13 protein-coding genes are annotated in these 13,148 nt (G+C 70.7%); 1 reads left to right on the top strand and 12 read right to left on the bottom strand.

Annotation, left to right across the window (positions count from 1 at the left end; all coding sequences use genetic code 11):
• Positions 1-111: 111 nt before the first annotated feature.
• Together ACRVYW_RS00070 and ACRVYW_RS00075 are read right to left on the bottom strand one after the other, a co-directional pair.
• On the bottom strand, positions 112-1,677 hold the full coding sequence (locus tag ACRVYW_RS00070; RefSeq protein ID WP_431800533.1) for a Rieske 2Fe-2S domain-containing protein: 1,566 nt from the start codon (positions 1,675-1,677) through the stop codon (positions 112-114).
• An 85-nt stretch (positions 1,678-1,762) separates the two neighbouring features.
• On the bottom strand, positions 1,763-4,699 hold the full coding sequence (locus ACRVYW_RS00075) for a DEAD/DEAH box helicase (protein ID WP_431800535.1): 2,937 nt from the start codon (positions 4,697-4,699) through the stop codon (positions 1,763-1,765).
• 72 nt (positions 4,700-4,771) lie between these two features.
• Here ACRVYW_RS00075 and ACRVYW_RS00080 point away from each other — a divergent pair, with 72 nt between their 5' ends.
• Positions 4,772-5,839 carry a DUF2207 family protein gene (locus ACRVYW_RS00080; protein WP_431800537.1) on the top strand — a complete coding sequence of 356 codons (1,068 nt, stop codon included), beginning with the start codon at positions 4,772-4,774 and terminating at the stop codon, positions 5,837-5,839.
• A gap of 82 nt (positions 5,840-5,921) precedes the next feature.
• Here the strand turns inward: ACRVYW_RS00080 and nusB are convergent, their stop codons facing one another.
• The 10 genes from nusB to aroC form a co-directional block, all read right to left on the bottom strand.
• The gene (nusB, locus tag ACRVYW_RS00085) at positions 5,922-6,332 is read right to left on the bottom strand and encodes a transcription antitermination factor NusB (RefSeq protein WP_431800539.1); all 411 of its coding nucleotides are present in this window, start codon (positions 6,330-6,332) and stop codon (positions 5,922-5,924) included.
• Positions 6,333-6,335: 3 nt separating this feature from the next.
• Positions 6,336-6,896 carry an elongation factor P gene (gene efp / locus ACRVYW_RS00090; protein ID WP_431800541.1) on the bottom strand — a complete coding sequence of 187 codons (561 nt, stop codon included), beginning with the start codon at positions 6,894-6,896 and terminating at the stop codon, positions 6,336-6,338.
• 109 nt (positions 6,897-7,005) lie between these two features.
• The gene (locus ACRVYW_RS00095) at positions 7,006-7,857 is read right to left on the bottom strand and encodes a 3-hydroxyacyl-CoA dehydrogenase (RefSeq protein WP_431800543.1); all 852 of its coding nucleotides are present in this window, start codon (positions 7,855-7,857) and stop codon (positions 7,006-7,008) included.
• Complete coding sequence (locus ACRVYW_RS00100; RefSeq protein ID WP_431800545.1) at positions 7,850-8,491, bottom strand: TetR/AcrR family transcriptional regulator; 642 nt, start codon at positions 8,489-8,491, stop codon at positions 7,850-7,852. Before ACRVYW_RS00100 ends, ACRVYW_RS00095 begins: the two co-directional genes overlap by 8 nt.
• Before the next feature lie 113 nt (positions 8,492-8,604).
• Positions 8,605-9,132 (bottom strand): hypothetical protein, encoded by a 528-nt coding sequence (locus ACRVYW_RS00105; RefSeq protein WP_431800546.1) that lies wholly within the window; start codon positions 9,130-9,132, stop codon positions 8,605-8,607.
• Positions 9,133-9,199: 67 nt separating this feature from the next.
• A complete protein-coding gene (gene aroQ / locus ACRVYW_RS00110; protein WP_431800548.1) occupies positions 9,200-9,658 on the bottom strand; it encodes a type II 3-dehydroquinate dehydratase in 459 nt (152 codons plus the stop codon).
• Positions 9,659-9,719: 61 nt separating this feature from the next.
• Positions 9,720-10,313, bottom strand: coding sequence for a GNAT family N-acetyltransferase (locus tag ACRVYW_RS00115; protein ID WP_431800551.1), 594 nt, complete (start codon positions 10,311-10,313; stop codon positions 9,720-9,722).
• On the bottom strand, positions 10,310-11,392 hold the full coding sequence (gene aroB / locus ACRVYW_RS00120; protein ID WP_431800553.1) for a 3-dehydroquinate synthase: 1,083 nt from the start codon (positions 11,390-11,392) through the stop codon (positions 10,310-10,312). Before aroB ends, ACRVYW_RS00115 begins: the two co-directional genes overlap by 4 nt.
• Complete coding sequence (locus tag ACRVYW_RS00125) at positions 11,389-11,940, bottom strand: shikimate kinase (protein WP_431800554.1); 552 nt, start codon at positions 11,938-11,940, stop codon at positions 11,389-11,391. The genes aroB and ACRVYW_RS00125 overlap by 4 nt, the downstream gene beginning before the upstream one ends.
• Positions 11,937-13,148, bottom strand: coding sequence for a chorismate synthase (gene aroC, locus ACRVYW_RS00130; protein WP_431800556.1), 1,212 nt, complete (start codon positions 13,146-13,148; stop codon positions 11,937-11,939). Before aroC ends, ACRVYW_RS00125 begins: the two co-directional genes overlap by 4 nt.

Below are 13,148 nucleotides of genomic sequence, written 5' to 3' on the forward strand. Positions count from 1 at the left end.
GATGCGAGCCGGGGGGCCCGGCGATCCGAGGCCGGGCGATGCGAGGCCGGGCGATGCGAGGCCGGGTGATCCGAGGCCGGGCGACCCGGGCCGGGGCCGGGCGGGGCGCGGTCAGGATGCCGAGGCGGACGCGGTCTCGATGATGCGCGACGCGCGGATCGGGTGACCGGGGGTCGTCAGGCACTGTCCCGACGCGAGATCCCACTTCCAGTCGTGGAGGGCGCAGGTCAGGACGCCGTCCTCGATCTTGCCGGTCTTCGTGAGATCCGCGCGCAGGTGCGGGCAGCGGCGCTGCACGGTCCAGTCGCCGATCTCGGCATCCTCGGTCTGATCCGTCTGTTCGGCGTACCAGTTCTCGACGTACTCGATGCGGTCGCGGGAGAGGCACTTCAGGAACGTCGTCAGGAACTCGTTGAACTTGCCCGAGCGGCCCACGTCGAACTGCATCGACAGGAAGATCGAGTTCGACCAGTCGATCTCGTGGTCGCGGAGGTTCGTCGAGACGAGGTCGGCGGGGATCGTGTACCAGTACAGGCACTCCTCCCCCGCATACTCGCGGACCTTCGCCTTCGGGAAGTCGACGACCATGTCGAGCTCGCCGATCCGGAAGCGCACGTTGCCACCGACGCCCATGCGGATGGTCCGGGCGCGGCGGAGCAGCGGCTCCCACCACTCCTTGATCGCCGCGAGCATCTCGGCGGGGGGGACGATCTCCGCGCGCGTCGCGATCTCCGCCGTGATCTCGTCCTGACGGGCGTCGCGCTGGGATGCCAGGTAGTCCCACTTCTCGTCGAAGACCCGGTCGATCTCCTCGGCGGTGTAGAGCGTCTGCGTCACCGAGATGTCGCCGTGGTCGAGGTCGACCTGCGTGCCGGGGACGAACTCGTACCCCTTCTGGTCGGGCCGCTCCTCGCGCATGTGGGCGAGGAACTGGCGCTGGTCGGTGAAGATCGAGTCGTTCTCGAGCCCGTACCCGTTGTAGCGGAAGAGGTCGTGGCGGAGGAACATCGGCGGCCCGGCCATCGGGAAGACGTGCTCGGCGTCCACCTTCTCGATGTAGTACATGGCGCGTTTGTTCTGCGCGTCGCGCTTGAGCTGGGCGAAGTTCTGCTTCGCCTCCTGGGGCAGGTCGTAGACCATGGGCCACCAGATCGCGCCCGAGACCTGGGTGAAGTAGGCATCCGGCTTCGAGAACGACAGCAGCTTCTCGAGATCGAGGGGATGTGAGTCGTTCTGATTGAGGATGGATGCCGTGCCGTCGTCGACCGAGAGCGACGAGTCGCCGATGGGGCCGTCGCTCGGAGCGCGCAACGGCGTCACCATGATCTTCAGGCCGCCCTCGTACTCGAGGACCTCGCCCGACTGCGTGTAGACGAGGTTGTCGTACCCGAGGGCGCGGAGGTCGACCTCGAGGTCGTCGGTCGGGTACGCCGGGAGCAGCACGCGGATGTCCTTCGGTACGTACCGCTCGAGGAGAGCCGGGTCGAAGTGGTCGCGGTGGCGGTGCGAGATGTAGAGGAAGTCGGCCCGCCCGAACCGCTCCCAATCGAGCCCCCGGTTGTCGGGGAACGGGAACCACGAGCCGAAGAAGCTCGGCCCGATGACCGGGTCGCAGAGGATCGATCCCCCGGTCGTCTCGATGAACATGCCGGCGTGGCCGAGACCTGTGATGCGCATGCGGATCCTTCCCGTTCTCGGGCGTCGAGTCTACGCGGGGCAGGTCTGTGCCCCCGCCCGACCGGCCGGGAAAAGGCCGAGCGCCTCAGGCGGAGAGGAGGCCGAGGATGTCGTCCGCGGTGAGACTCCGTGCGAGGAGGTCGTCGTCGCCCATCACCGAGGCGAACAGCCTCGCCTTGCGGCGCTGCAGAGCGAGGACCTTCTCTTCGATCGTCCCCGTCGCGATGAGACGGTAGACGTTCACGGGACGGGTCTGCCCGATGCGGTGTGTGCGGTCGATCGCCTGCGCCTCGGCGGCGGGGTTCCACCACGGGTCGAGCAGGAACACGTAGTCGGCCTCGGTGAGGGTCAGCCCGAAGCCGCCCGCCTTGAGGCTGATGAGGAAGACGGGAGCGTCCCCGGCACGGAAGGCCGACACGACCTCCTCGCGGCGGCGAGTGGATCCGTCGAGCCGCTCTGCGGCGATCCCGTGGGCGGCCAGGTCGGCGTGCACGAGGTCGAGGTAGGACGTGAACTGGCTGAACACGAGCGCGCGGTGACCCTCCGCGATGAGTTCGCGCAGGCGCTCGCGGAGCGCGGCGAGCTTCGCCGAGGGGATGCCGGGGGCACCGGCCGGCACGGCATCCACCAGCGCCGGGGCGAGCGCGAGACGGCGAAGGAGTGTCAGCGAGCGGAAGACCGCGAACCGCTGCCGGTCGAGATCGGGCAGGAGCCCGAGGATCTTCTGCCGCTCGCGCTGCAGCACCCGGTCGTAGATCGCGCGGTGGGCGGGAGAGAGATCGACGAACACCTCCTGCTCCTGGCGCTCGGGGAGCTCGGGCGTCACCAGCTCTTTCGTGCGCCGCAGCACGAAGGGGCGCAGGCGCGAGCGCAGGCGGGCGATCCGCCGTTCACGGGAGGGAGCGCCCTCCTCGTTCTCGGGGACCTTCCCTCGCTCGATCGGCTTGACGTACTCCTCGCGGAACCTCCGCGCGGACGGGAAGAGACCGGGGCACGTCAGCGAGAGGATCGCCCAGAGCTCCGTGAGGGAGTTCTCGAGCGGCGTGCCGGTGACCGCGAGCATCATGTCGGCGCGCAGGCCCGAAAGAGCGCGGTGCAGGCGCGTGCGCGGGTTCTTCGCGAATTGCGCTTCGTCGAGCACGACGATCGCCCAATCGGCGGCGGCGTACCAGTCCTCGTCGAGGCGCAGCACGGCGTAGGAGGTGATGACGACATCGGCATCCCGCGCGCCGTCCCCGCCCAGGGACGCGTCGCGCCGTGTCGCCCGGGTCGTGTCGTGGACGGCGAGCCGGAGACTCGGGGCGAACCGTTCGGCCTCGGTGCGCCAGGTGTGCACGACCGACGTCGGGGCGACCACGAGGAACGGGCGGCGCTCGCCGCCCTCGCGGGCGTGCGCGAGGAGCGCGAGCACCTGCAGCGTCTTGCCGAGCCCCATGTCGTCGGCGAGGATGCCGCCGAGCCGGTGCCGCCACCACAGGGCGAGGCGGTCGAGCCCTTCCCGCTGGTACGAGCGCAGGTCGGCGTGGATCGTCGCCGGGACGGAGACCGTCGTCGGTGTCGCGTCTGCGCGCAGCTCCGCGGTGGCCTCGCGCCACGCGCGCGCCGGCAGCGCCTCGTCGGCGAGGTCTTCGAAGTCCTCCCAGAACGGCAGCTGGTAGCGGCTGATCGTGGGGGCGTTGTCCCACTCGGCGATCTCCGCAGCGTCGGCCAGCAGGTCCTTCAGCCGGTCGAGCGCGGGATGGGCGAGCGAGAAGTAGCTGCCGTCGACCATCAGGAGCTTCTTCTGCCGCAGGGCCAGCGCGGTGAACAACGGCCGGAACGGGATCGCCCGCCCGTCGATCTGGACGATCACGCCGAGGTCGAACCAGTCGGGGTCGTCGGTCTCGACGGTGCGGAGCGTGATGCGCGGGTCGCCGCGGAGTTCGCGGTACTCGCGGCGGCGGCCGCGCGTCTCGAGTCGGACACCGTCGACCTCTTCGAGTGCGGCGAGGATCGCGCCCGCGAACTCCGCCGCGTCGAGTCCTTCCAGCCGCGCTTCCGCGGCGAACGGGACGTCGGGCGCGCGCCGCCACGCCTCGGCCACGGCGACCCGGAGCGACGCCTCGGCGCCGTCACCCGCCGAGATCACGGGCCACGGTTCGCGGACGGTCCCCTCGCGCAGCCATTCGAGCTGGTAATCGAGCGTGTCGCCGCCGCCGAAGACCACGCTCACGATCAGCGTCGTCGGCTCGGCCTCGGGGAGGATGACGGCAGGATCCAGCACGACGTCGTTCTCTCGCTGCAGGCGCGGGAGCGCCTCGCGGACGAAGTCGCGCAGCTCGCCCGCCGGCACGACGACCGGTTCACCGGCGCGGAGCAGCGCGAGAAGCTCCGCGCTGAGGGGTGCGGGGGTGAGAGAGATCCGGATGCCGTCGGCATCCGCCTCGACGGTGTACAAGCCGCCGCGGCCGATCGGGCGGACCTCTGCCGGCACCAGGCTCACCCCTCCGCGGACGATGTCGGCGCGCAGAGCGGCTCCGCCCGCGAGATCGTCGACGCGCAGCGCTGCGGATGCCGGCGCGGTGAGGGCGACGGACTGGCCGGACGAGGCGCCGACGAGCGGGATGCCGAGAGCCGCGGCGCTTTCGAGGTGCGGAAAGAGGAGCGCAGAGGTGACGTCGTCGAGGGTGAGCCACCCTGACTCGTCACGGAGTCCCGCGAGCACGCGGACATCGTGCGCGATGCCGTAGAGCTCCGTGAACCATCCTCGCTGGGTGTGATCGAATCCGCTCGCGCCACGGCGCAGGGTCTCCCACGACACGCCTGACCGCACCCACCCGTCCCCCCGCTCGTTCCGGGCGAGAGGGCGCAGGCCCACGGTGATGTCGAGCCTTCCGTCGTCGAGGTCGGCGGTGGTCGCGGTGCGCACCCGACGAGGGCCCCAGTGCGCCGCCGCGCTCGACTCACGGGCACGCAGTTCGGCGCCGAGGGCGAGCGGCCTGCCCGCCTCGCCTACGCCGACGAGCGCGCGCCATGATTCCATGCCATCCATCCTGCCCGCCGTCTCCGACGTCATCGGACGGGGCCGGTGCGCCGGTGCTCATAGACTCCGAGGGTGCCCTTCCTCGTCCTCCTCGCGGTCGTCGTCGTCGCGTCGATCGCGCTTCTCGCGTGCGCCGTGGTGGCGCGCAGCCGCGCGACACGTCTGCCTCGCTCGCTCGTCGTCGAGTACACGCCCCGGCAGTCGAAGCGTGCGCCCGATGTCGTCGACGACGCGATCCTGCTCGGGCGGGAGCGACGCGCGGTCGCGGCGGGGCTCCTCCAGCTGGCGACCGCCGGCGCCGTGCGCCTCGTCGCGGAGGAGAGCGAGCGGGGGCGGACGGCGATCGGCGTGGAACTCGCCGACGGGGGCAGAATCGGTCGCCGTGACACCGCGCTGCTCGCGGCGCTGTTCGGCCCGGACCACCCCCGCGACCGTGTGCGACGCTTCTCCCGTGACCGTCGGCAGGTGGGGCGAGAGGTGCGGGCGTTCGTCGATGAGCGCGCGGAAGCACTGGTCGAGCGCGGGCTGCTGCGGGCGCCGCGCTTCCGTGCGCGCTACGCGATCCGGGTCTGGTCCTGGATTCTCCTCCCGATCGCGGTGCTCTTCGCCGTCGTGCTGCTCCTGGCCCAGGTGTGGGAACTCGGCGCAGCGGCGGTCGTCGCGACCGTCGCTCTGATCGCGACCCTCGTCGTCGTCCCGCGCGGGGAGCGCCGGGTGCCGACCGACGCAGCCCTCCCCCGTCTCACGCACCTCGAGGGTCTCCGCCAGTACATGACGCTCGCCGAGGCCGACCGCATCCGGTTCCTCCAGTCACCGCGAGGAGCGGAGCTGCGGCCCGTGCACCCGGACGGCGCGGCGGCGTTCGCGTTGAACGAGCGCCTGCTGCCCTATGCCGTGGTCTTCGGGATCGAGGCGGCGTGGCTCGCGCACCTGAAGATCTCCTACGCCGAGCTCGACGGCACGAGCCTCGCGGCCCTCGGAGATGTCGCGGCCGGTGCGACCGACCTCCTGCAGGTCGCCGACGTGCTCGGGGGCCTCGTCGACATCGGGTTCGCCGTCGGCGACCTCGTGGCGTCGTCCGGGGAGGTGCTCGAGGTCGTCGGCGGCGTCTTCGAGACGATCGGAGACCTGACGCCCTGAGATCCCCCGTGCACCGGTTACCCGTGCACCGGTTCCCCGTGCACCGGCAGGGGTCCCCCGCACCGGCAGGCCGTCGGCGGCCTCAGGCGGCGCGGCCGATGCGCGCGAGCACGCCGTGCACGAAGGCGCCGGAGTCGTCGGTGGAGAACTCCTTCGCGAGCTCGACCGCCTCGTCGATCGCGACAGCGGCGGGCACCTCGTCGTTGAACAGCAGCTCCCAGACGCCGATCCGCAGGATGGCGCGGTCGACGGCAGGCATCCGCTCGAGCTTCCAGTCGCGCGCGTGCGTGACGATCTGCTCGTCGATCGCGTCGCCGTTGTCGATGACGCCGTCGACGATGTCGCGGGCGTACAGCCAGGATGCCTCGCGGGCGGGCTCGCTGGCGGCTCGCTTCGCCTCGGCGGCGAGGGTCACCGCGAGGTCGTCTCCTCGGACGTCGGACTGGTACAGGATGTCGAGGGCGCGCTTGCGCGCCTTGGAGCGTGCGCTCACGCCTTACTTCTCGCGGCCGAGGTAGTCGCCCGTACGGGTGTCGACCTTGACCTTCGTGCCGGTCTCGAGGAAGAGCGGCACCTGGATCTCGTACCCGGTCTCCACGGTCGCCGGCTTCGTGCCGGCCGACGAGCGGTCGCCCTGCAGGCCCGGCTCCGTGTAGGTGATCTCGAGGATGACCGAGGCGGGCAGCTCGATGTAGAGCGGGTTGCCGTTGTTGAGTGCGATCTGCACCTGCTGGTTCTCGAGCAGGAAGTTGGCGGCATCCCCCACGATGGCGGCAGGGACGTTCAGCTGGTCGTAGTCGGCGACGTCCATGAAGACGAAGCTGTCGCCGTCGTTGTAGAGGTAGGTGAAGTCGCGGCGGTCGACGTTCTCCAGTTCGATTTTCGCGCCAGCGTTGAACGTCTTGTCGACGACCTTGCCGCTCAGGACGTTCTTGAGCTTCGTGCGGACGAACGCGCCGCCCTTGCCGGGCTTGACGTGCTGGAACTCCACGACGCTCCAGAGCTGTCCGTCGATGTTGAGGACGACGCCGTTCTTGATGTCTGCGGTGGATGCCATGAGTGTGGAGTTTCCGTTTCGTTGGAGAAGCGGCCGAGTGGCCGACACCCGATTCTACGGGATGCCGTCCACCCGGCCGCTGTGCGGGAGTCTTCCGGATGCCGGAGGCTCAGGCGTACTTGTAGAAGCCTTCGCCGGTCGCGACGCCCATCTTGCCCTTGTCGATGTAGTTCTCCTTCAGCCATGCGGCGATCTTCGGGTCGCCCGAGGGGCCGTGCGTCAGGATGTTGTACGGGGTCGTGAGCCCGATCATGTCGAGGATCTGGAACGGGCCCATCGGGGCGCCGGTCGCGATCCGCCAGGTCCAGTCGATGTCCTCGACTTCGGCGTAGCCGCCGCCGGCGAGTCCCATGGCCGCGTTCAGGAGCGGCACGAGGAGGGTGTTGAGCACGTAGCCCGCCTTCTCCTTGTGGATCGGGATCGGCACCATGCCGATGTCGCCCGCGAAGCGCACGATCTGGTCGAACACAGCCGGATCGGTCTCGGGCGTGCCCATGACCTCGCCCGTGTTGAACTTCCACACGCGGTTCGCGAAGTGGAGGGCGAGGAAGCGGTCGGGGCGTCCTGTCGAGGCCGCGAGGTCGCTCGGGAGCAGCGTCGACGAGTTCGTCGCGAAGATGGTCTCGGCCGGGGCGAGGGTTGCGAGCTTCTCGTAGGTCTCCTGCTTCACCGTCAGGATCTCGGGGATCGCCTCGATGATGAGGTCGGCCTGTGCCGCTTCGGCGAGGTCGGTCGTCAGGGTCAGGCGCGAAAGCGTCTCGTCGGCCTTGCCGCGGGCGGCACCGGGGACCTCGGCCTTGTAGGTCGCGACGAGTCGCTGGAAACGGTCCTTCGCGGCGTCGAGGGCCTTGTCGTCGATGTCGTAGGCGATCACGTCGAAACCGCTGTACGCGGTCTGGAACGCGATCTGCGAGCCGAGTACGCCCGTGCCGAGAACGGCGACGGTCTTGATGTCACTCATGGTTGTCTCTTTCCGGCGGGGTGCCGCCTTCGTGGGTGCGGGAGGGTGTCCCCGCGGGGTGGCCGCCGGTCGTCTGTGCGCCGGCGACGATCTGGGCGATCTGGGCGTGCAGCAGCGCGCGTGCGGCCATCGCCGACGCGTCGAGCCCGAGGCTGGGCTGCACGAGGTGGAAGTGGGTGGCGGCGAAGATCGATCGCGAGGCGAGCTGCGCTCCGCCGTCGACACCGGCCGGGTCGATCAGCCGGGCGATGCGCTCTTCGAGATCGGTGATGATCGCGATCCCTTCGCGGCGGTAGCGGCCGTCGCGGTCGCCGAACATCAGCTCCCGCTGGTAGACCGCTGTGTCGCGGGGGCGGAGCGCGGCGGCATCCAGCACCGGATCCAGCTGCGCCGCGATCTGCTCGACGGGCCCGCTGACGGATGCCGCCGCAGCGCTCCCCCGCTCGATCGCGTCCGCCAGGAGCGTGTTGAAGACGGCGATCAGGAGCTCCGCTTTGGAGTCCGCGTACCGGAAGACGGTTCCGGCAGCGACGTCGGCGCGTTCGGCGATCTGCTGCGTGGTCACCGCCGCGTAGCCATTGCGCATGAACAGGTCGGAGGCAGCGCTCAGGATCCGGCGGTTCTTCTCCGCCATGCCCCGCTCTCTGCGCGGAGCCCGCTCCGATGCTATCTGCGATGCGCTCACGTAATGAGTCTACTCAATATTGAGCGCACTCATTCCCGTGTTCGCCATCAGAGGACGAACTCTCATCCGGTGGTCGCGGCGGAGAGGTCGTCCTGTCGATACCAGGTCTGCACGGACGGCGGCGCCTGCGTCGCGAACAGGCGATCGTAGCCCTGGTTGTTCAGGTCGAGTGTGCTTTCCTCCTCGGTCGTGACCGGGGTGGTGGGCGTCATGCCGGCGGGGCAGTAGAACACCACGAATCCGCCGTCGCCGTCGCTGACCGATGCCGACAGGCAGGGAGCGCCCTCGTCGTCGTCGCGGGGCTCCACCGTCGCGCCGGCGTCGGTCATCCCGTCGGTGATCGTCATGCAGGTCGCCGCGTCGGTCGCCTCGCACCACGTGCCGTCGAGGTCGGCGAGAGTCGGCGCGGTGGGCGTCGGCGATGCCGGCGTCGGCGTCGCGGTGGGTGCTGCGCTCCTCGCGGGCGCAGGCGCGTCCGTCGTCGGAGGCGGGGACGCCGCCTCCCCCGCGCCGCTCGCGCACGCGCTCAGTCCGAGCGTGAGCGCCGTGATCGCTGTCACGGCACCGAGAACAATCCGTTGCTGTCGCATGGGGTGACGCTACGAGCGAGCGTGCGCGCGCAGCCACCCCCTTGCGGCGGCGCAGAGATGTGCGAAATCATCCGTCCGCCGCGCCCGAGATCACGGCGACGAGGAGCTCGACGGCGTGGGCGTACCCGCCGACGCCCTCGCCCGTCACGTGCACCGCCGCGACGTCGTGCACGTAGGAGTGGCGGCGGAACTCCTCGCGTGCGGACACATCGGAGATGTGGACCTCTGCGACGGGAAGTGCGACGGCGGACAGCGCATCGCGGAGGACGACCGAGGTATGGGTGAGGCCTCCCGGATTGATGACGATTCCCGCGCACGTCGTCCGCGCGTCGTGGATCGCGTCGATCAGCACGCCTTCGTGGTTGCTCTGGACGGCGGTCACCTCGAGGCCATGGCGCGCTGCGGCATCCCTCGTTATCCGCTCGACATCGGCGAGCGTGGCCGTGCCGTAGATCTCCGGCTCACGGGTACCGAGAAGGTTGAGGTTCGGCCCGTTGACGAGGAGGAGGCGGTGCGGCAGGCTCATGCGCCGACCTTACCGCGCAGTGCGGCGTGCTCTCATCCGTCCCGACGCGCCGTCACCCGCGTCACCGCAGCGCGCGGCGCAGCTCGCGCTCGTCACCGATCGGACCCGTCATCTCGACTCCGGTGCGGGCGAATCCGGCGCGGACGTAGGCGGCTTCGGCACGCGCATTGTCGACGTGGACGTCGAGGGTCAGCGCGTCGTCGCCGAGGCCCCGCGCCCACTCCGCGCAGGCGTCCAACAGTGCGTCGATCGCCCCGCCGCCGCGCGCCGACGGGGCGACGTACACGCCCACGACATCGGAACGCGATGCGTCGAGCACGCGGTCCAGGTGGTCGATGTCACCGGCGAGGCGCCGGAGGACCGTCGCGGTCCCGATCCACTCGCGATCGGCATCCCCCGTGGCATCTTCCGGGGTATCTTCCGGGGCGGCCTCCGCCACGAACTGCGCGACGGCATCTCCCGACGCGGCCGTCGTCGTCCGATCCATCCAGAAACCGTCCGGCTGACGCTCGGCGCTCTCCGCGCTGCCGAGGAAGGCGATGTCGGCTACGGGGTCACGCAGCGCTTCGATGCGCAGCACCCGAACGCGCGCCCACTCGTCGACACGGATGCGTCGAACGATCCACCGGGCCGCATCCCGCCCTGCATCCGTCACGCGCCGACTTCCTGGTACGCGGCGAACAGCAAAGACTCGTCGGGCGCCTGCAGCACCGTGGGCTTGGCGATGTCGTCGAGGACGATGAAGCGGAGCATGCCGCCGCGCGACTTCTTGTCGCGCTGCATCGTCGCGAGCAGTTGCGGGAACGCGCCCGCGCGGTAGGTGGTCGGCAGGCCCAGCAGTTCCAGGATGCCGCGATGGCGCTCGACCGCGGCGTCCGACAGCCGCCCCGCCAAGCGCGACAGCTCGGCGGCGAACATCATGCCGACCGAGATCGCGGCGCCGTGGCGCCACTGGTAGCGCTCGGCGTGCTCGATCGCGTGGCCGAGGGTGTGCCCGTAGTTGAGGATCTCGCGGAGGCCCGCTTCGCGGAGGTCCTCGCCGACGACGCGCGCCTTCATCCCGATCGCGAGCTCGATGGTGCGGCGGAAGGCGGGGGTCGCAGGGTCGACAGCCGCCTCGGGGTCGGCCTCGATGAGGTCGAGGATCTCGGGGTACCAGATGAACCCGGCCTTCACGACCTCGGCGTAGCCGGCGACGCGCTCGTTGCGGCTGAGCGTGTCGAGCAGCTCCAGGTCGCAGATGACGGCGGAGGGCGGCCAGAACGCGCCGACGAGGTTCTTTCCCTCCGCCGTGTTGATGCCGGTCTTGCCGCCGACGGCCGCGTCGACCATGCCGAGCACCGTCGTCGGCACCTGCACGAGCGCGACGCCGCGCAGCCACGTGGCGGCGACGAAGCCGGCGAGGTCGGTGACCGCTCCCCCGCCGAAGCCGACGACGGCATCCGTGCGGGTGAAGTCGGCCTGGCCCATGACCTGCCAGCAGAACGCGGCCACCTCGACGCGCTTGCCGGACTCGGCGTCGGGGATCTCGGCGAGGAGCACCTGACGATCGCCCGAGGCGGCGAGCGTCTCGCGCAGCTCAGCGGCCTTCGCGGCGAGGGTCGGCGGGTGGACGATGAGGACCTTCCGCGCGGCTTCAGGGAGAGCCTCCCCCACGAGCGGCAGGATGCCGCGGCCGATGGTGATGTCGTACGGCTGGTCGCCGGCGACGGAGATGACGGTGGTGTCGGTCATGCGGATGCCTCGGACTGCGGGTTCTGGTCGGATGGACGGTCGCGGATGTCGTCGCTCTGCGCCCACGCGGTGATCGCGTCGACGATCGCTTGGAGCGGGCCCGACGACGTGTCGAAGACGACGTCGGCGAGGTCTTCGTAGACGGGGCGGCGGGCCGCGTAGATCTCGATCCAGCGCGCGACGGGGTCGTCGTGCTCGAGGAGCGGGCGCTTCCCGCCGCGGATGCGCGAGGCGACGGTGTCGGGCGACACCGTCAGGAGCACCACGCGGTGCGCGCGCAGTGCGGCACGGGTGTCGGGGTGGAGCACCGCCCCGCCGCCGAGCGAGACGACGCCCCCCTGGGCGAGGCCGGCGGCGACGGCGTCGCGCTCGAGCGCGCGGAAGTGCTCCTCGCCGTGGGTCGCGAAGAGATCGTCGATGGCGCCGTGCTCGCGCGCGACGGCGATGTCACTGTCGTAGAAGGTCACGCCGAGCGCCTTGGCGACGCGCCGCCCGACGCTCGTCTTGCCGGCCCCCATCGGGCCGACGATCACGATCGCGCGGCTCATCCGAGCGCGAGGTCGCTCTGGGCCGCCGTCGCGAGGTTCTCGGGGATCGCCGCCAGGTACGCCTCGAGGTTCCGGCGGGTTTCGGCGATCGCATCGCCGCCGAACTTCTCGAGCACGACGTCGGCGAGGACGATGGCGACCATCGCTTCGGCGACGACTCCCGCCGCCGGCACGGCGCAGACGTCGGAGCGCTGGTGATGGGCGGTCGCGGCGTCGCCCGTGGCGACGTCGATCGTGCGGAGGGCGTGCGGCACGGTCGCGATGGGCTTCATGCCGGCGCGGACGCGCAGGACGGTGCCCGTCGACATGCCGCCCTCCGTGCCGCCGGCCTTGTCGGAGGCGCGCGTGATGCCGGCATCCGCGGCGAAGAGCTCGTCGTGGGCGGCGGAACCGCGGCGGCGAGTCGTCTCGAAGCCATCGCCGACTTCGACGCCCTTGATCGCCTGGATCGACATGAGCGCCTGCGCGAGCTTGCCGTCGAGGCGCCGGTCCCACTGCACGTGCGAGCCGAGCCCGGGGGGCACGCCGTAGGCGAGCACCTCGACGATGCCGCCGAGGGTGTCGCCGTCCTTGCGCGCGTCGTCGACCTCCGCGACCATCGCTGCGGAGGTGGCGGGGTCGAAGCAGCGCAGCGGATCGGCGTCGAGCAGATCGACGTCGTCGGGCGTCGGCAGGGGCGACCCCTCCGGCACGCGCACCGGGCCGATCGAGAGGGTGTGGCTCACGAGCCGGATGCCGAGTTCGCCGAGGAACGAGCGGGCGACCGCGCCGAGGGCGACGCGGGCGGCCGTCTCGCGGGCGCTCGCCCGCTCGAGGATCGGGCGTGCCTCGTCGAAGCCGTACTTCTGCATGCCGACGAGGTCGGCGTGCCCGGGGCGGGGGCGCGTGAGCGCTGCGCCGCGTCCGCGCGAGCGGTCGGTGAGTTCGACCGGCTCGGCGCTCATGACCTCGGTCCACTTCGGCCATTCGGTGTTGCCGACGCGCAGCGCGATGGGGCTGCCGATCGTGTAGCCGTGGATGACACCCGACGAGATCGTCAGCTCGTCCTCTTCGAACTTCATGCGCGACCCGCGCCCGTAGCCGAGCTTGCGGCGGGCGAGGTCGGCCTGGATGGCCGCACGTGAAACGGGGATGCCGGAGGGCAGGCCCTCGAGGAAGGCGACGAGTTCGGGGCCGTGCGATTCGCCGGCCGTGAGCACGCGGAGCAT

This window comes from Microbacterium sp. bgisy203 (genome assembly GCF_965345155.1).
Taxonomy (GTDB): domain Bacteria; phylum Actinomycetota; class Actinomycetes; order Actinomycetales; family Microbacteriaceae; genus Microbacterium.